The organism is Methylobacterium ajmalii, assembly GCF_036448855.1.
Classification (GTDB): Bacteria; Pseudomonadota; Alphaproteobacteria; order Rhizobiales; family Beijerinckiaceae; genus Methylobacterium; species Methylobacterium ajmalii.
The window spans coordinates 134,890-150,933 of record NZ_JAZFXT010000004.1; the positions used below are offsets into that span (position 1 = coordinate 134,890).

General features: G+C 71.7%; 13 protein-coding genes. 10 read left to right on the top strand and 3 right to left on the bottom strand.

Annotated elements, in window-relative coordinates; translation table 11 throughout:
* Window positions 1-79 precede the first annotated feature (79 nt).
* From pyrE to rpoZ, 3 genes are all read right to left on the bottom strand, one after another.
* On the bottom strand, window positions 80-670 hold the full coding sequence (pyrE, locus tag V3T34_RS01340) for an orotate phosphoribosyltransferase (protein ID WP_060848250.1): 591 nt from the start codon (window positions 668-670) through the stop codon (window positions 80-82).
* 88 nt (window positions 671-758) lie between these two features.
* Window positions 759-3,020, bottom strand: a complete 2,262-nt coding sequence (locus V3T34_RS01345; protein WP_060848249.1) for a RelA/SpoT family protein — start codon at window positions 3,018-3,020, stop codon at window positions 759-761.
* Window positions 3,021-3,318: 298 nt separating this feature from the next.
* A complete protein-coding gene (gene rpoZ, locus V3T34_RS01350; RefSeq protein ID WP_060848248.1) occupies window positions 3,319-3,729 on the bottom strand; it encodes a DNA-directed RNA polymerase subunit omega in 411 nt (136 codons plus the stop codon).
* A 504-nt stretch (window positions 3,730-4,233) separates the two neighbouring features.
* Between rpoZ and fabD the strand changes: the two genes are divergently transcribed.
* From fabD to V3T34_RS01400, 10 genes are all read left to right on the top strand, one after another.
* A complete protein-coding gene (gene fabD / locus V3T34_RS01355) occupies window positions 4,234-5,169 on the top strand; it encodes an ACP S-malonyltransferase (RefSeq protein WP_305077041.1) in 936 nt (311 codons plus the stop codon).
* Between the two features lie 14 nt (window positions 5,170-5,183).
* The gene (gene fabG, locus V3T34_RS01360; protein WP_091889911.1) at window positions 5,184-5,921 is read left to right on the top strand and encodes a 3-oxoacyl-[acyl-carrier-protein] reductase; all 738 of its coding nucleotides are present in this window, start codon (window positions 5,184-5,186) and stop codon (window positions 5,919-5,921) included.
* 275 nt (window positions 5,922-6,196) lie between these two features.
* Window positions 6,197-6,433 (top strand): acyl carrier protein, encoded by a 237-nt coding sequence (locus V3T34_RS01365; protein WP_048430877.1) that lies wholly within the window; start codon window positions 6,197-6,199, stop codon window positions 6,431-6,433.
* Window positions 6,434-6,497: 64 nt separating this feature from the next.
* Window positions 6,498-7,754 (top strand): beta-ketoacyl-ACP synthase II, encoded by a 1,257-nt coding sequence (gene fabF / locus V3T34_RS01370; protein ID WP_060848245.1) that lies wholly within the window; start codon window positions 6,498-6,500, stop codon window positions 7,752-7,754.
* A gap of 212 nt (window positions 7,755-7,966) precedes the next feature.
* Window positions 7,967-9,349, top strand: coding sequence for an endolytic transglycosylase MltG (gene mltG / locus V3T34_RS01375; RefSeq protein ID WP_060848244.1), 1,383 nt, complete (start codon window positions 7,967-7,969; stop codon window positions 9,347-9,349).
* Window positions 9,350-9,361: 12 nt separating this feature from the next.
* Entirely contained in the window at window positions 9,362-10,240 is an 879-nt protein-coding gene (locus V3T34_RS01380; RefSeq protein ID WP_060848243.1) for a YicC/YloC family endoribonuclease, read from the top strand.
* Between the two features lie 149 nt (window positions 10,241-10,389).
* On the top strand, window positions 10,390-11,070 hold the full coding sequence (gene gmk / locus V3T34_RS01385; RefSeq protein WP_175540052.1) for a guanylate kinase: 681 nt from the start codon (window positions 10,390-10,392) through the stop codon (window positions 11,068-11,070).
* A 111-nt stretch (window positions 11,071-11,181) separates the two neighbouring features.
* The gene (locus V3T34_RS01390; protein ID WP_305079787.1) at window positions 11,182-12,576 is read left to right on the top strand and encodes a dihydrolipoyl dehydrogenase; all 1,395 of its coding nucleotides are present in this window, start codon (window positions 11,182-11,184) and stop codon (window positions 12,574-12,576) included.
* A 140-nt stretch (window positions 12,577-12,716) separates the two neighbouring features.
* On the top strand, window positions 12,717-15,284 hold the full coding sequence (locus tag V3T34_RS01395; RefSeq protein ID WP_305079788.1) for a histidine kinase dimerization/phosphoacceptor domain -containing protein: 2,568 nt from the start codon (window positions 12,717-12,719) through the stop codon (window positions 15,282-15,284).
* On the top strand, window positions 15,281-15,868 hold the full coding sequence (locus V3T34_RS01400) for a biliverdin-producing heme oxygenase (protein ID WP_244537671.1): 588 nt from the start codon (window positions 15,281-15,283) through the stop codon (window positions 15,866-15,868). Before V3T34_RS01395 ends, V3T34_RS01400 begins: the two co-directional genes overlap by 4 nt.
* Window positions 15,869-16,044: the final 176 nt, after the last annotated feature.

The window sequence follows — 16,044 nt, forward strand, 5'->3', positions numbered from 1 at the left end:
GCCGCAATCCGGCCAGCTAAGGACGCGCCGCCGCGCCTGTCAAGCGACGGTGCGGCGGCGCAGCGGGGACAAGCCGGTTCTAGCCGACCGGCAGGGCGCGGCTGCCGGGCTTCACCGCGGGGATCGCGGCGAGCTCGGGCGGCAGCTGGTCGGCCGGGTAGTTCGGGATGTCGAGGGTGACGAGGGCGACGAGCGGCATGCCGAGATCGGCCTTGCCGCCCGAGCGATCGATCAGGCAGGCGGCGCCCACCACCTCGCCGGGCTCCTGCGTCAGGGCGGCTAGGCACTCGCGCGAGGACAGGCCGGTGGTGACGATGTCCTCGACCATCACCGCCCGGGCGCCCTTCGGGATCTGGAAGCCGCGGCGGAGGGCGAAGGGCTTGCCAGGGTCGCGCTCGACGAAGATCGCCTTGGCGCCGAGCGCCCGCGCGGTCTCGTAGCCCGGCACGATGCCGCCGATCGCCGGCGAGACGACGTAGTCGACCTTCCCGTACCGGGCCGTGATCCGCTCGGCGAGGGCGCTGCAGACCCGCGCGGTGCGCACCGGATCGGTGAAGATCGCCATCTTCTGCAGGAACACCGCGCTGTGCAGCCCCGAGGAGAGCACGAAATGGCCCTCCAGCAGGGCGCCGGCGGAGCGGAATTCGGCGAGGACGTCGTCGGAGGTCATGAGAGCCTTCAGTGGTCGGCGGGGGAGCACTGAGCCGGGGCTTGTGGCAGCCCGCCGGCCCCGGTGCAATCCTGCCCCTCCGCTCGTCTCACCCGTTCACCCGGTCGACCCGGCTCACCACGCGCTTGGCGCGCAGCTCCGACACGATAGCGTTGAGGTGCTTCAGGTCCCACACCGCGAGGTCGATCGTCACGTCGGTGAAGTCCTGGCTGCGCCGCTTCATCGAGATGTTGTCGATGTTGCCGTCGTGGTCGGCGATCACCTGGGCGATCTGGGCGAAGCTACCGGGCTCGTTGATCGATTGCAGGGCGAGCCGCGCCGGGAAGCGCTGGTTGGAGGCGCCGTCCACGTCCCAGCGCACGTCGAGCCAGCGGTCGGGCTCGTTGTCGAAGGCGGCGAGCGCCGGCGACTGGATCGGATAGATCGTCACGCCCTCGCCGGGGGTGAGGATGCCGACGATCCGGTCGCCCGGCACCGCGCCGCCGTCGGGGGCGAAGCGCACCAGGAGGTCGCGGTCGAGGCCGCGGATCGGGATCGCGCCGTCCTCCGGAGCCGCGCCGCCGGGGCCGGCTTCCTTGCCGCCGGAATCCTTGCCGGCCGCGTCCTTGCCCGGCCAGGTGAGCCGCACCGTCTGGTCCTTGTCGAGGGACAGGCGCCCGGCGCCGGTGACGTGCGGCCGCGGACCGGCCGGGGCGGGCTGGCTCGCCGCGCGGCGTTCGTCCTTGTAGTCGGGATAGACCGCCTTCACGACGTCGCCGGAGAACATCTCGCCCCGGCCGACCGCCGCGAACACGTCCTCGGTCGATTGGCGGGCGAGCCGGGGCAGGGCACCGCGCAGCTTCTCGTCGGAAAAGTTCTTGCCGGCGCGCTCGAAGGCGCGATCGAGGATCTGCCGGCCGAGACCGGCATATTGCCGGCGCACCGCCGAGCGGGTGGCCCGCCGGATCGCGGCGCGGGCCTTGCCGGTGACGACGAGGGATTCCCAGGCCGCCGGCGGGATCTGGCCGTCGGCCCGGGCGATCTCGACCTCGTCGCCGTTCTGCAATTCGGTCAGCAGCGGGGCGATGCGGCCGTTGATCTTGGCCCCCACCGCGGTGTTGCCGACATCGGTATGGACCGCGTAGGCGAAGTCGATCGGGGTGGCGCCCCGGGGGAGCGCGATCAGCCGTCCCTTCGGGGTGAAGCAGAAGACCTGGTCCTGGAACAGCTCGAGCTTGGTATGCTCCAGGAATTCTTCGGGGCTGTCGCCCTCGGCGAGCAGTTCGATGGTGCGGCGCAGCCACTGGTAGGCGCCGCTCTCGGTGGCGAGATGCGGCGCGCCATCCTTGTAGAGGGCGTGCGCGGCGATGCCGTACTCGCCGATCTCGTCCATCTCGGTGGTGCGGATCTGCAGCTCGACGCGCTGGCTCTTCGGCCCGATCACGGTGGTGTGGATCGACCGGTAGTCGTTCTGCTTCGGGGTCGAGATGTAGTCCTTGTAGCGGCCGGGCACCATCGGCCAAGTGGTGTGGACGACGCCGAGCGCCCGGTAGCAGGTGTCGACCGTGTCGACGATGACCCGGAAGCCGAAGATATCGGACAGCTGCTCGAACGCGACCGACTTGCGCTCCATCTTGCTCCAGATCGAGTAGGGTCGCTTCTGCCGTCCCTTGACGGTGGCGGTAATGCCGGCATTCGCGAGCTTGGCGACGAGGTCGCGCTCGATGCTCTCGACGAGGCGCTCGGACTTCGCCGAGAGGTCGGAGAGGCGCTTGCTGATCGTCGCGTAGACGTCGGGCTTCAGGTTGACGAAGGAGAGGTCCTCCAGCTCCTCGCGCAGCTCCTGCATGCCCATGCGGCTGGCCAGCGGCGCGTAGATGTCGAGGGTCTCCTGCGCGATGCGGGCGCGCTTCTCCGCCGGCATGTGCTGCAGGGTGCGCATGTTGTGCAGCCGGTCGGCGAGCTTGACCAGCAGGACCCGGACGTCGACCGCGATGGCGAGCAGGAGCTTGCGGAAGTTCTCGCCCTGCGCGGCACGCTTCGAGACCAGATCCAGGCGCTTGATCTTGGTGAGCCCGTCGACGAGCCGGCCGATCTCGGGAGTGAACACCCGGTTGATCTCGTCGAGGGTGGCGGCGGTGTCCTCGACCGTATCATGCAGCACCGCCGCCACGATGGTGGCGTCGTCGAGCCGCAGGTCGGTGAGGATGGCCGCCACTTCGAGCGGGTGGGCGAAGAACGGATCCCCGGAGGCGCGCTTCTGCGTGCCGTGCGCCCGCATCGCGTAGACGTAGGCCCGGTTCAACAGCCCCTCGTCGGCGCCGGGATTGTAGGCCTTGACCCGCTCGACGAGCTCGTACTGGCGCATCATCCGCCGCTGGTCTCCTTGAGGCGCGCGAGAGCCGACGGCACGCGGCCGGCGGAGGCGTCGCGGCGTGCCGGATCTGAAGCCGGTTGCGCTGAACGCCGACGACGCTTGTGGAGGTCCGGATGGGAATATCGAGCCGAACGTGCGGTCGCGCCAGCCCCTAAACGTCGCGGCGGCGCCGCTTCCGTCCGGGATCGGTCAAAAAGGTCACGAAAAAACCCGGCCTCTCGGCCGGGTTCGGGTCGTTGGGGTCCCGAGGGAAGGCTCGATCGCCTTCCTGCTCTTGGTCCCGACGGAAGGCTCAGTCGCCTTCCTCCTCCGTCTCGGTCGGGGGTGCGAGGTTCTCGAGGCCGCGCAGCAGATCCTCTTCGCTCATCTTGTCGAACTGGATGTCGTCGCCGTCGCCGGAGCCCTGCGGCGCCACCGCGGCGGCGGCCGGCGAGCTCGACAGCAGCGGCACGGTCTCGGCCTCCGGCTCGTCGACCTCGACGTATTTCTGCAGCGAGTGGATCAGCTGCTCCTTGAGGTCGTCCGGCGTGATGGTCTCGTCGGCGATCTCACGCAGGGCCACGACCGGGTTCTTGTCGCGGTCGCGGTCGATGGTGAGGGGAGCGCCGGAGGAGAGCAGGCGAGCCCGGTGGCCGGCGAGAAGCACCAGCTCGAAGCGGTTCTCGACCTTGTCGATGCAGTCCTCAACGGTGACGCGAGCCATGCGCGACCCCTTCCTTGGTCAAACGAAAATCTCGGAGTAGCGGCCTCCCTACACGAGATGCCGTATTGCAACAAGCGTCGGTGGAGGAGTTGGTCTGTGCAAGGCTGTTCGACAAACACCTGGCGCGGGGCCCCCTCTCCCGAATGGGAGAGGGGTGGGGGCGAAGGTGCCGCGGTCCGGTGTGAAGCGCAGACCGTCGAGCTGCGCAGCTCGACGGTTCAGGGTCGTTGCTGAAGCCGAGCCGCCCCCACGCGGGATCTTCGATCCCCCGGCCCCTCTCCCAAACGGAAGAGGAGAGACCCGCGCCTCTCCTTGCCGCCTGGTCTTTGGCGAGGACCCGCGAAGCGGCGACGTCCGGCTCGCACGATTCCCCCGAACGCGGCGATGAATTTTTACGGTCCGGCCACGCTTGACTACCGCTTGCCGCTCTGCGACTGGCGCCGCCCAATCGCTGCGTCCCGCAGCCGCATCGACTCACGAACCCAGGGCAGGAAACACCCGCACGTGTCGCGCGCCTTCATCTTTCCGGGCCAGGGCAGCCAGGCCGTCGGCATGGGCTCGGCCCTCGCCCAGGATCACGCCGCCGCCCGCGCGGTCTTCGCCGAGGTCGACGAGGCCCTGGGGCAGAACCTCTCGCGCCTGATGTTCGAGGGCCCGGCCGAGGAGCTGACCCTCACCGCCAACGCCCAGCCGGCCCTGATGGCCTCCAGCATCGCGGTGCTGCGGGTGCTGGAGGCCGAGCGCGGCCTGGATCTCGCCCGGGACGTCGCCTACGTGGCCGGCCACTCGCTCGGCGAGTACAGCGCGCTCGCCGCCGCCGGCAGCCTGTCGCTCGCCGACGCGGCCCGCCTGCTGCGCCTGCGCGGCGAGGCGATGCAGAAGGCGGTGCCGGTGGGCTCGGGCGCCATGGCGGCGCTTCTCGGCCTCGACGTCGAGGCGGCGGCCGAGGTCGCCGCGGAGGCCCGCGACGGCGAGGTCTGCGACGTCGCCAACGACAACGGCGCCGGCCAGGTCGTGGTGTCGGGCCACCGCGCCGCGGTCGAGCGGGCGGTCGCCCTGGCGCAGGGCCGCGGCGCCAAGCGCGCGGTGATGCTCAACGTCTCCGCCCCCTTCCATTGCGGCCTGATGGCGCCGGCCGCCGAGGCGATGCGCGAGGCGCTCGCCCGCGTCGACCTGCGCCCCGCCAGGGTACCGGTGATGGCCAACGTGCTCGCCGCCCCGATCGGCGAGCCGGCGGCGATCCGCTCGGCCCTGGTCGAGCAGGTCACCGGCACCGTGCGCTGGCGCGAATGCGTGGCGGCCATGGCCGCCGCCGGCGTCGACGCCTTCTACGAGATCGGCACCGGGAAGGTGCTGTCGGGCCTCGTCAAGCGCATAGCAGTTGGGACCTCGGCCACGCCGGTCGGCACCTCGGCCGAGGTCGCGGCCTTCACGCTCTGAGAAAGAAACCGTCCATGTTCGACCTCAGCGGCCGCAAGGCCCTCGTCACCGGCGCCACCGGCGGCCTCGGCGGCGCCATCGCCCGCTCCCTGCACGCCCAGGGCGCCCATGTGGCGATCTCGGGCACGCGGCGCGAGGCCCTGGAGGCGCTGGCGAGCGAGCTCGGCGAGCGCGTCCACGTGCTGGAGGCCAACCTCTCCGACACCGCCGCGGTCGAGGCCCTGGTGCCGGCGGCCGAGGCCGCGCTCGGCGGGCTCGACGTGCTGGTCAACAACGCCGGCATCACCCGCGACAACCTCTTCCTGCGCATGAAGGACGAGGAGTGGGACAGCGTGATCGCCGTGAACCTGACGGCGGCGTTCCGGCTGTCGCGGGCGGCGGTGAAGGGGATGATGAAGCGCCGCCACGGCCGCATCGTCAACATCGGCTCGGTGGTGGGCGCGACCGGCAATGCCGGCCAGGGCAACTACGCCGCCGCCAAGGCCGGCCTCGTCGGTCTGACCAAGGCGCTGGCCGCCGAGGTGGCGAGCCGCAAGATCACCGTCAACTGCATCGCGCCGGGCTTCATCACCTCGCCGATGACCGACGTGCTGAACGACAAGCAGCGCGAGGGCATCCTCGCCACGGTGCCGATGGGGCGCCTCGGCGAGGGCGCCGAGATCGCGGCCGCCGCGGTCTATCTCGCCTCGGACGAGGCGGCCTACGTCACCGGCCAGACGCTGCACGTCAACGGCGGCATGGCGATGTACTGACCCGGGCGCGGATGGCGGGTTGTCCCCAGGGCAAGGGCACCATTCCGTCGGCGGGGTACGGTTCCTTAACCGGAGCTGAAGCGGGCCTCGCCAGGGCGGAATCCCTGTGTTAAGCACCCGCCGGCCGTGCAAGGGGATTGACGGACCGGCCGTCCGCGGCTTTTCCACGACACGCGCGACCGGTGCGCCGGCCGCATGACGAACTCTCCCCGGGGCTCCGCCCGCACGCGGCGGCTCCGAACAGTTCCACGAGCAGTAACTTAAGGACCTACACGATGAGCGATATCGCGGACCGGGTGAAGAAGATCGTCGTCGATCACCTGGGCGTCGAGCCCGAGAAGGTGACCCCGAACGCGAACTTCATCGACGATCTGGGCGCCGACAGCCTCGACACCGTCGAGCTGGTGATGGCGTTCGAGGAAGAGTTCAACGTCGAGATCCCGGACGACGCCGCCGAGACGATCCAGACGGTCGGCGACGCGATCAAGTTCCTTGAGAAGAACGCCGGCTGATCGCCGCCGTCTTCCCCTAAACAGGTAGAACGCTTCCGTCATGGGATCGGGTCGGGATAACGCGATGCGTCGAGTCGTCGTCACGGGCCTCGGAATGGTGTCGCCGCTGGGAAGCAGCGTCGACGTCACGTGGAGCCGCCTCATCGAGGGGCAAAGCGGTGCCGCCCGCGTCGAGGCCTTCGACGTCTCGGATCTGGCGTGCAAGATCGCCTGCTCGATCCCGCTGGGCGACGGCAGCGACGGCACGTTCAATCCCGACAAGTGGATGGAAGCCAAGGAGCAGCGCAAGGTCGACCCCTTCATCGTCTACGCGATGGCGGCGGCCGGCCAGGCGCTCGACGACGCCGACTGGCACCCGACCTCCCACGAGGATCAGTGCGCCACCGGCGTCCTCATCGGCTCCGGCATCGGCGGCATCGGCGGCATCTACGATGCCTCGGTGACGCTGTTCGAGAAGGGCCCGCGGCGGATCTCGCCGTTCTTCATTCCCGGCCGGATCATCAACCTGGCCTCCGGCCAGGTCTCGATCGCCCACGGCCTCAAGGGCCCGAACCACGCCGTGGTGACGGCCTGCTCCACCGGCGCCCACGCCATCGGTGACGCCGCGCGCCTCGTGGCGCTGGGCGACGCCGACGTGATGCTGGCCGGCGGCGCCGAATCGCCGATCAACCGGCTCTCGCTCGCGGGCTTCGCCGCCTGCCGGGCGCTCTCCACCGGCTTCAACGACGAGCCGCAGCGCGCCTCGCGCCCCTACGACCGCGACCGCGACGGGTTCGTGATGGGCGAGGGCGCCGGCGTGGTGGTGCTCGAGGAATACGAGCACGCCAAGGCCCGCGGCGCCAAGATCTACGCCGAGGTCGTCGGCTACGGCCTCTCGGGCGACGCCTACCACATCACCTCGCCCTCGCCGGACGGCGACGGGGCCTTCCGCTGCATGACCGCGGCGGTGAAGCGCGCCGGCATCGCCCCGTCCGAGATCGACTACATCAACGCCCACGGCACCTCGACGCCGCTCGGCGACGAGCTCGAGCTGAAGGCGGTCGAGCGCCTGCTCGGCAACGCCACCGACGTGGCGATGTCCTCGACCAAGTCCGCCACCGGCCACCTGCTCGGTGCCGCCGGCGCGATCGAGGCGATCTTCTCCGTGCTCGCGATCCGCGACGGGGTGGTTCCGCCGACCCTCAACCTCGACAACCCCTCGGTCGAGACCGCGATCGACCTCGTGCCGCACAAGGCGCAGAAGCGGAAGGTCGACATCGCCCTGTCGAACTCCTTCGGCTTCGGCGGCACCAACGCCTCGCTGATCCTGCGCCGGGTCTGAGTTTTTCGGCCGGGCGGATCGTCCGGCTCCTGCTCGTCTGTTTCGAAAAGCCCCTCTCGCTCCTGCGGAGGGGCTTTGTCGTCTGTGGCCGGCGATGCGCGCGCGGCTCCATTTCGCCATAAAAGTTGCTAGGGTCTCGGTCGATTTCCGCCCCATCGGGCCGGCACGCGCGTCCACCTGCCGCTTCCCGGACGCGCCACGACAGGACCGCCATGTTTCGCAGATCGAAGACGCAGGACCCGGCGCCGAGCGCGCCGGAGCCGGTCAGCCAGCCGAACCGGCTCGCCCCGCGCAGCCCGAGCGAGGCCATCAAGCCGACCGCCGCCCCGCCGCCGCCCGAGAAGCCGGTGCGCGAGCGCGGCGGCCTGCTCTCGGCGGTAAGCGGCCTCCTGACCCTGTTCGTCATCCTCGGCCTCGGCGCCATCCTGGGCATCGTGGTCCTGGAGCGGCAGACCAACGAGGCCGGCCCGCTGCCCGCCGACAAGGTCGTGGTGGTGCCCCGCTCCAGCGTCGGCGAGATGGCGGAGCTGCTCCAGCGCGAGGGCGTGATCGGCCACCCGATGCTGTTCGAGCTCACCGCCCGCTTCGGCCGCAAGGCGGCGCTGAAGGCCGGCGAGTACAACTTCAAGGCCCATGCCAGCATCGACGACGTGGTCGACGTCCTGGTCCAGGGCCGGCCGGTCCAGCACGCCATCACCTTCCCGGAGGGCCTGACGAGCGAGCAGATCGTCGCCCGCCTCAACGACAACGACGTGCTGACCGGCGACATCAACGAGACCCCGCCGGAGGGCTCGCTCCTGCCCGACACCTACAAGTTCGAGCGCGGCGACTCCCGCCAGAAGATCCTCAACCTGATGCGCACCAAGCAGCGCGAGGTCTTGAATCAGATCTGGGCCCGCCGCTCGCCCGACGTTCCCGTGCGCACGCCCCAGGAGATGGTCACGCTGGCCTCGATCGTCGAGAAGGAGACCGGCCGGGCCGACGAGCGACCCCGCGTCGCCGGGGTCTTCGTCAACCGGCTGCAGAAGCGGATGCGGCTGCAATCCGACCCGACCATCGTGTACGGCCTGGTCGGCGGCCGCGGCACCCTCGGGCGCGGCATCCTGCGCTCCGAGATCGACCGGGTGACGCCCTACAACACCTACGCGATCGAGGGCCTGCCGCCGGGGCCGATCGCCAATCCGGGCCGGGCGGCGCTGGAGGCGGTGGCCAACCCCTCGCGCACCAAGGAGCTGTTCTTCGTCGCCGACGGGACCGGCGGCCACGTCTTCGCCGAGACCCTGGAGGCCCACAACCGCAACGTCGCTCGCTGGCGCCAGGTCGAGAAGGCCAAGGCCGCCGCCGATCCGGGCACGACGATCGGTGTCGACAAGGTCGAGCCGCCGGCGCAGGCCGACCCGGCGGCCGCCGGCGCCGCCCTGCCGCCGCGCACCGCGCTGCCCGGCGCGCCGCTCGCCTATGACGGCGGCGAGGCGAATACGGCGGCCCGCTCGCGCGCCTTCGACGCCTCGGAGGGGACGGCCCGAGATCCCCTGCGCAACAAGACGTTCGACCTGAACTCGCCCAAGACCGTCCCGGTCCTGCGCAACCCCTGAGCGCCGCACACGATGACCATCGCCAGCATGACGGGCTTCGCCCGCGAGGCCGGAACCACCGGGCCCACGCACTGGGCCTGGGAGCTCAAGAGCGTCAACGGTCGCGGCCTCGAGGTCCGGGTCCGGGTGCCGACGGGCCTCGATTCCGTCGGCGAGGAGGCCCGCGCCCTGGTGCAGAAGCGCCTCGGGCGCGGCACCTGCCACCTCACCCTGACCCTGTCGCGGACCGAGGCCGCGCCGCGGGTGCGCATCAACGAGGCCCTGCTCGCCTCGCTGGCGGAGGCCGTGACCCGGGTGCCGATGCCGCTCGGCATCACGCTTCCCTCCGTCGACGGGCTGATGGGGGTGCGCGGCGTCGTCGAGGTCGAGGAGGAGACGGGCGACGACGAGGAGGCCCTGCGGCGCGACCTCGCGGCGGCGGCCCTGCAACTCGTCGAGGCCCTGGCCGAGGGGCGGCGCGCCGAGGGACGGGCGCTTACGGAGATCGTCGGCGGCCAGCTCGCCGCCATGGCCGATCTCGTCGAGGCGGCGGAGGCCTGCCCGGCCCGCCGGCCCGAGGCCGTGAAGGCTCGCCTCGCCGCCCAGGTCGCCGCCCTGATGGAGGTCGCGACCTTCGATCCGGCGCGCCTGCACCAGGAGGCGGTGCTGCTCGCCACCCGCGCCGACGTGCGCGAGGAGATCGACCGCCTGCGCGCCCACCTCGCCGCCGCTCGCGAGTTGCTGGCGGCCGGCGGCGCCGTCGGCCGCCGGCTCGACTTCCTGGCCCAGGAGCTCGGGCGCGAAGCGAACACCCTCTGCGCCAAGGCCAACGACGTCGCGCTCTCGCGCATCGGCCTCGACCTCAAGGCGGTGGTCGAGCAGTTCCGCGAGCAGGTGCAGAACATCGAGTAGGGGCACTTGTCCCCGCCCGGCCCGCATCTCCCCGGTTGCGCGCCCGCCGGGCCGGCGGCATTGGAAGGGGTCTGACGGGAGAGCCGGATGCGCGGCGGGGGGCACGGCCCCCCGCCCGCCCGCGCCGCCGACGAGGATGATGGAACGCGATGGTGGCGACTATGGGCTCCGAACTCCTGAACGCACCGGTGGCGCGCCGGGGCCTGGTGCTGATCCTGTCCTCGCCCTCGGGGGCGGGCAAGACCACCCTGACCCGGGCGCTGGCCCAGCGGCCCGAATGGGGCCTCGAGCTCTCGGTCTCGGTCACCACCCGGGCGCGCCGCCCGTCCGAGATCGACGGCCAGCACTACCGTTTCATCGACCGGGACGCCTTCGAGCACCTGCGCGAGCGCGACGACCTGCTCGAATGGGCCGAGGTCCACGGCAACTATTACGGCACGCCGCGCAGCCCGGTGGAGAAGGCGCTGGCCGCCGGCCGCGACATGATCTTCGACATCGACTACCAGGGCACCCGCCAGGTGCGGAGCAAGCTACGCGACGACGTCGTCACCGTCTTCATCCTGCCCCCCAGCATGGCCGAGCTGCGCCGCCGCCTGGAGCGCCGGGCCGAGGATTCCGCCGAGACGATCGAGCGCCGCCTGCTCAACGCCCGCACCGAGATCGAGCGCTGGTCGGAATACGACTACGTGCTGGTCAACGACGACCTCGACCGCTCGTTCAAGACCCTCGAATCGATCCTGGCCGCCGAGCACCTGCGCCGCGAGCGCCAGGTCGGACTGTCCGGCTTCGTCGGCCGGCTCCTCGCCGAGGGTGGTGTGTCGCCGGCCTGACGTCCGGGACGACCCGACGCGCGGGAACGAATCGTCCACGATCCAAGTTGCCGAAGGGCCAACCAGCGCCGTCGCCGCTCCGCCGCGCCGTGCGGCCCGAGGGAAAGACAGATGCGTGAACTGACCTGCGACGTAGCCGTCATCGGGGCCGGCACGGCCGGGCTCGCGGCCTACGACGCGGCGACGAAGGCCGGCGCCCGCGCGGTCGTGATCGAGCGCGGCCCCGGCGGCACCACCTGCGCCCGGGTCGGCTGCATGCCCTCGAAGCTCCTGATCGAGGCGGCGCGCGCCGCCCACGATGCGCGCCATGCGGGCGTGTTCGGCGTCGAGGCTGGCGAGGTCCGGGTCGATGGTGCCGCCGTGATGCGGCGGGTGCGGGCCCTGCGCGACGACTTCGTCGCCTCGGTCCTCGACGGGCTCGACCGCATCCCGGCCGAGCAGCGCGTCGCCGGTACCGCGCGCTTCTCCGACCCGGCGACGCTCGTGGTCGACGACCACACCCGGATCGTCCCGGGCGCCGTGGTGATCGCCACCGGATCGAGCCCGAGCCTGCCCGAGCCATTGCGGCCGGTCGCCGACCGTGTCCTGACCACCGACACCCTGTTCGAGATCGGGACGCTGCCCGAATCCCTCGCGGTGCTGGGGGCCGGCGCCGTCGGGCTCGAACTCGCCCAGGCGATGAGCCGCCTCGGCGTCCGGGTCACCCTCCTCGACCCCGCGGAGGCCGTCGGCGGCATTCACGATCCCGAGGTCGCGGCGTGCGCCGCCGCGCTCCTCGGCGCCGAGATCGACCTGCGCCTCGGCGCCACCGTCGAGACCGCGACCGCCGAGGGCGACGGCGTGCGGCTGACCTGGCGCCTCGCCACGGGCGAGCGGGGCGAGGGGACCTTCGCCCGGGTTCTCGCCGCCGCGGGGCGCCCGCCGAACCTGTCCGACCTCGACCTCGCGGCGGCCGGCCTCGACGATCCCGAGGAGGACGGCCTGCCGGACTTCAACCCGCGCACCCTTCAATGCGGCACCCTGCCGATCTTCATCGCGGGCGACGCCAACCACGAGCAGCCGGTGCTGCATGAGGCCCAGCGCCAGGGCTGGATCGCCGGCGGCAACGCCGCGCGTTTCCCCCAGGTCGAGGCGCCGCCGCCCTGGCCGGCCTTCAGCCTGATCTTCACCCATCCGCTGATCGCCGCGATCGGCCGCGCCTTCGATCCGGAAGCCGCCCGCGACTGGGTCGTCGGCGAGACGTCCTTCGCCGACCAGGGCCGCGCCCGGGCGATGGACCGGGCCGACGGGTTGATTCGGGTCTATGCCGAGCCGGGCGGGCGCCTCGTCGGTGCCGCGATGATCGGGCCGGGCGTCGAGCACCTCGCTCACCTGATGGCGGTGGCGGTGCAGGAGGGCTGGACCGCCGCGACCTTCCTCGACCGGCCGTTCTACCACCCGACCCTGGAGGAGGGGCTGCAGACGGCAGTCAAGGCCGTCGCCGAGCGGACCGGCGGCACGCGGTGATGCGTCGTCGGCAGGGACGATACTCCGTTGCGGTTTCGTTCAGATCCAGAACCCGATAAGATGCGCGGCCCGTCGCTGGACGCGCGCCCGTTTCGGGCCTTCGCCTCCTTGGAATACCCGTGACCTTGCCCGATCAGACGATGTCTCCGGCGATCGACCTCGACGCGCTCGCGCCGCACGACCTCGACGCGCTTCAGCAGGGCGTGATCCAGGTCGACGGCCGGGGCATCATCCACCTTTACAACCGCGCTGAGAGCCTTTTCTCGGGCCGGCGGCCGGAGCGGGTGATCGGCCGCAACTTCTTCACCGACGTCGCCCCCTGCACCCACCTGCCGCATTTCTACGGTCGCTTCCGCGAGGGCCTGCGCCGGGGACGGCTCGATGACAGCTTCTCGTTCGTCTACGGCTTCGACCCCAAGCCGATGCAGGTGCGCATCACCCTGCGCGACGCGGCGGTGCCCGATCGTTACTGGATCGTCACCGAGCCGGTGGAGGCCCTGGAGGCCGGGCACCGGCGCGACGCGGTCCAGGCGGCGGTGAACCAGCGCGTGCGGGCCGAGCCGGTCGATCCGAGCCTGTGCGAGCGCGAGCCGATCCACGTCCCCGGGGCGATCCAGCCCCACGCGGTGCTGATCGCCGCCGAGATCGACGGCCTCGCGGTGGTGGCCTGCAGCGCCAACGTCCGCGACGCGCTCGACCGCGATCCCCTCGGGCTGCCCCTCGAGGCGGTGCTGGGCGCCGACCTTGCCGGGCGCATCCGCGCGTCCCTGCAGGGGGAGGGGATCGATCCCGGCCGCACCGTGCGCGAGCGGGTCGTGCTCGCCGCCGGCCTGCCGGTCGAGGCGGTGGCCCACCGCAACGGCGAGCGCATCGTCGTCGAGCTGGAGCTGGCCCCGGCCCATCCGGAGGATTTCCGCAGCGCCAGCCAGCTCGACATGGAGCTGGCGATCGGCCGGCTGCGCGACGCCGATTCGCTCGAGGGCGCGGCCCGGGTGGCGGCGCGGGAGACCCGCGCGCTCACCGGCTTCGACTGCGTCCTCGTCTACCGCTTCGATCCCGACTGGAACGGTGCTGCGATCGCCGAGGACAAGGACCCGGACTGGAGCCGGAGCCTGCTCGGCCTGCATTTCCCCGCCTCCGACATCCCCGCCCAGGCACGCGCGCTCTACACCCGCTCGAAGAGCCGCTTCGTCATCGACCGCGACTACGTCCCGGTGCCGCTGGTCGCGACGCCCGCGACCGCCAACACCCCGGTCGACCTCACCTTCGCGCAGTCGCGCAGCCTGTCGCCGATCCATCTCGAGTACCAGCGCAACCTCGGGGTGAACGGCTCGATGTCGGTCTCGATCCTGGTCGAGGGGCGGCTCTGGGGGCTGATGATCGGCCACCACCGACAGCCGCACTACGTCGCGCCCGAGACCCGCGCCGCCGCCACCGTGCTGGCTGATGCCTTCGCGATGCGGGTCTACGAGCTCGAGAGCCGGCGCCTGTGGCAGGAGCAGCAGGCCCACCTCGCCCTCGAGAGCGATCTCGTCCGGGAGCTCGCCCGCTCCGACGATTTCGTGAGCGCGCTCACCGAGCAGGCCCATACCGTCCTCGACCTGTTCGGGGCGCGGGGCGCCGCGACGGTCTCGCAGGATTCCGTGCGCTCCCTCGGCGAGACCCCGCCGCCCGACGCGATCCGGGCGATCGCCGGGTGGCTGCGCGAGACCTTGCCGGCCGACCAGGCCAGCTACGCCACTGCCGAGTTCCCGGCCGCCCACCCGCCGAGCGCGCCCTTCGCGGCCTGCGCCAGCGGTTTGCTCGCGGTCTTCGTCGATCCGGAGCGGCGCCACCTGCTCCTGTGGTTCCGGCCCGAGATGCCGAGCACGGTCACCTGGGGCGGCGACCCGCGCAAGCCGGTGCTCGCCGGCAGCGGGCCGGTGGCGGTGCTGCCTCGGCGCTCGTTCGAGCGCTGGGTCGAGGAGCGCCGCGGCATCTCGGAGCCGTTCGCCCCCTGGCAGGTCGCCATCGCCGAGGCGCTCGCCCAGGCGGTCGAGGGCGTGGTGCTGCGCCAGCAACGCAAGATCACCGAGCTGACCGGGCTCTTGGCCGACAAGGAGCGCCTGCTGGCGCAAAAGGATCTGCTGACCCGAGAGATCGACCACCGGGTCAAGAACTCGCTCCAGATCGTCTCGGCCTTCCTGCAGATGCAGCGCCGCCAGGTGACCGATCCGGCCTCGCAGGCGGCCTTCGCCGAGACCGCGGCGCGTGTGATGAGCGTCGCGCGGGTCCACGACAGCCTCTACCAGGCCGAGAGTGTCGAGGAGGTCGATCTCGGCCAGACGATCGAGAACCTCTGCGCCGACCTCGCCGGCATGGCCGGCAAGGGGCACGCGGTCGACCTCGACGCCGAGCCCGGCCTGATGGTGCCCTACCGCAAGGCGGTGGCGCTCTCGCTGATCGCCACCGAGCTGATCACCAACGCCTTCAAGTACGCCTACGCGGATGCCGGCGGGCGTGTCGCGGTCAGCGTCGCCGGCGAGACCGAGGGGCGCATCCGCCTCTCGGTCTGCGATGAAGGCCAGGGCCTGCCGGCCGGCTGGTCCGACGCGCCGGCCCGCGGCACCGGACTCGGCATGAAGCTGGTCCGGGCGATGCTCGACCAGATCAACGCCCGGCTCGAGGTCGAGAACCGTCCCGGCGCCTGCTTCACGGTCACGGCGTGATCGATCGGGTCGACGACATTCACGCGCGCCTGCGCGTCGAGACCCGCGAGGCGCACGAGGCGATCGAACGCGATCTCGCCTGGGAGACCCGCGTCTCGACCCGCGAGGGCTATCGCGGCCTGCTCGCCCGCTTCTGGGGTTTCCACGCCGCCTGGGAGCCGGCGCTCGCCGAGGTTCTGGCTGACGACGCCTTCTTCGGTCCGCGCCGCCGCCTCGATCGCCTCACCGCGGATCTGCGTCATCTCGGGCTCGGCGACGCGGCGATCCGGGCGCTGCCGCGTCCCGCCGCGGCACCGCCGCGCGACCGGGCGGAGGCCTTCGGCAGCCTTTACGTCCTCGAAGGCTCGACGCTCGGCGGCCAGGTCATCGCCCGGCACGTCGCGCAGCAGCTCGGCCTGACCGGCGAGGACGGCTGCCGCTACTACCGCGGACACGGCCGCGACACCGGCGCGATGTGGAAGGCGTTTCGACTGCGCCTCGCCGAGGAGGCCGGGACGGCCGGGGCCGAGGCCATCGTGGCCTCCGCGACCCGGACCTTCGACACGATGCGCCTCTGGCTCTGCGCGCCGTCCGACCCCGCCTGACGGTAGGGGAGGGGGCCGGGACGGGCATTCCTGTCGCCGAAGCTTCATGAAACCGGTTGACGGGCCGAAACGCGGAGCCTATACGACCACCCATCGGCGCCGGCCGCGACAGCGGCCCGGGCGCTGAGCCATCTTCGAGACAGTCCGGGCCGGCAAGCCTGACCTTGGTCAGGCGC

Excerpts from the sequence above, each read along its gene's own strand:
- fabG (WP_091889911.1), top strand. The coding sequence starts at position 5,184 with ATGTTCGACCTCAGCGGCCGCAAGGCCCTCGTCACCGGCGCCACCGGC.
- V3T34_RS01365 (WP_048430877.1), top strand. The coding sequence starts at position 6,197 with ATGAGCGATATCGCGGACCGGGTGAAGAAGATCGTCGTCGATCACCTG.
- fabF (WP_060848245.1), top strand. The coding sequence starts at position 6,498 with ATGCGTCGAGTCGTCGTCACGGGCCTCGGAATGGTGTCGCCGCTGGGA.
- pyrE (WP_060848250.1), bottom strand. The coding sequence starts at position 670 with ATGACCTCCGACGACGTCCTCGCCGAATTCCGCTCCGCCGGCGCCCTG.
- rpoZ (WP_060848248.1), bottom strand. The coding sequence starts at position 3,729 with ATGGCTCGCGTCACCGTTGAGGACTGCATCGACAAGGTCGAGAACCGC.
- mltG (WP_060848244.1), top strand. The coding sequence starts at position 7,967 with ATGTTTCGCAGATCGAAGACGCAGGACCCGGCGCCGAGCGCGCCGGAG.
- V3T34_RS01395 (WP_305079788.1), top strand. The coding sequence starts at position 12,717 with ATGTCTCCGGCGATCGACCTCGACGCGCTCGCGCCGCACGACCTCGAC.
- gmk (WP_175540052.1), top strand. The coding sequence starts at position 10,390 with ATGGTGGCGACTATGGGCTCCGAACTCCTGAACGCACCGGTGGCGCGC.
- V3T34_RS01345 (WP_060848249.1), bottom strand. The coding sequence starts at position 3,020 with ATGATGCGCCAGTACGAGCTCGTCGAGCGGGTCAAGGCCTACAATCCC.
- V3T34_RS01390 (WP_305079787.1), top strand. The coding sequence starts at position 11,182 with ATGCGTGAACTGACCTGCGACGTAGCCGTCATCGGGGCCGGCACGGCC.
- V3T34_RS01380 (WP_060848243.1), top strand. The coding sequence starts at position 9,362 with ATGACCATCGCCAGCATGACGGGCTTCGCCCGCGAGGCCGGAACCACC.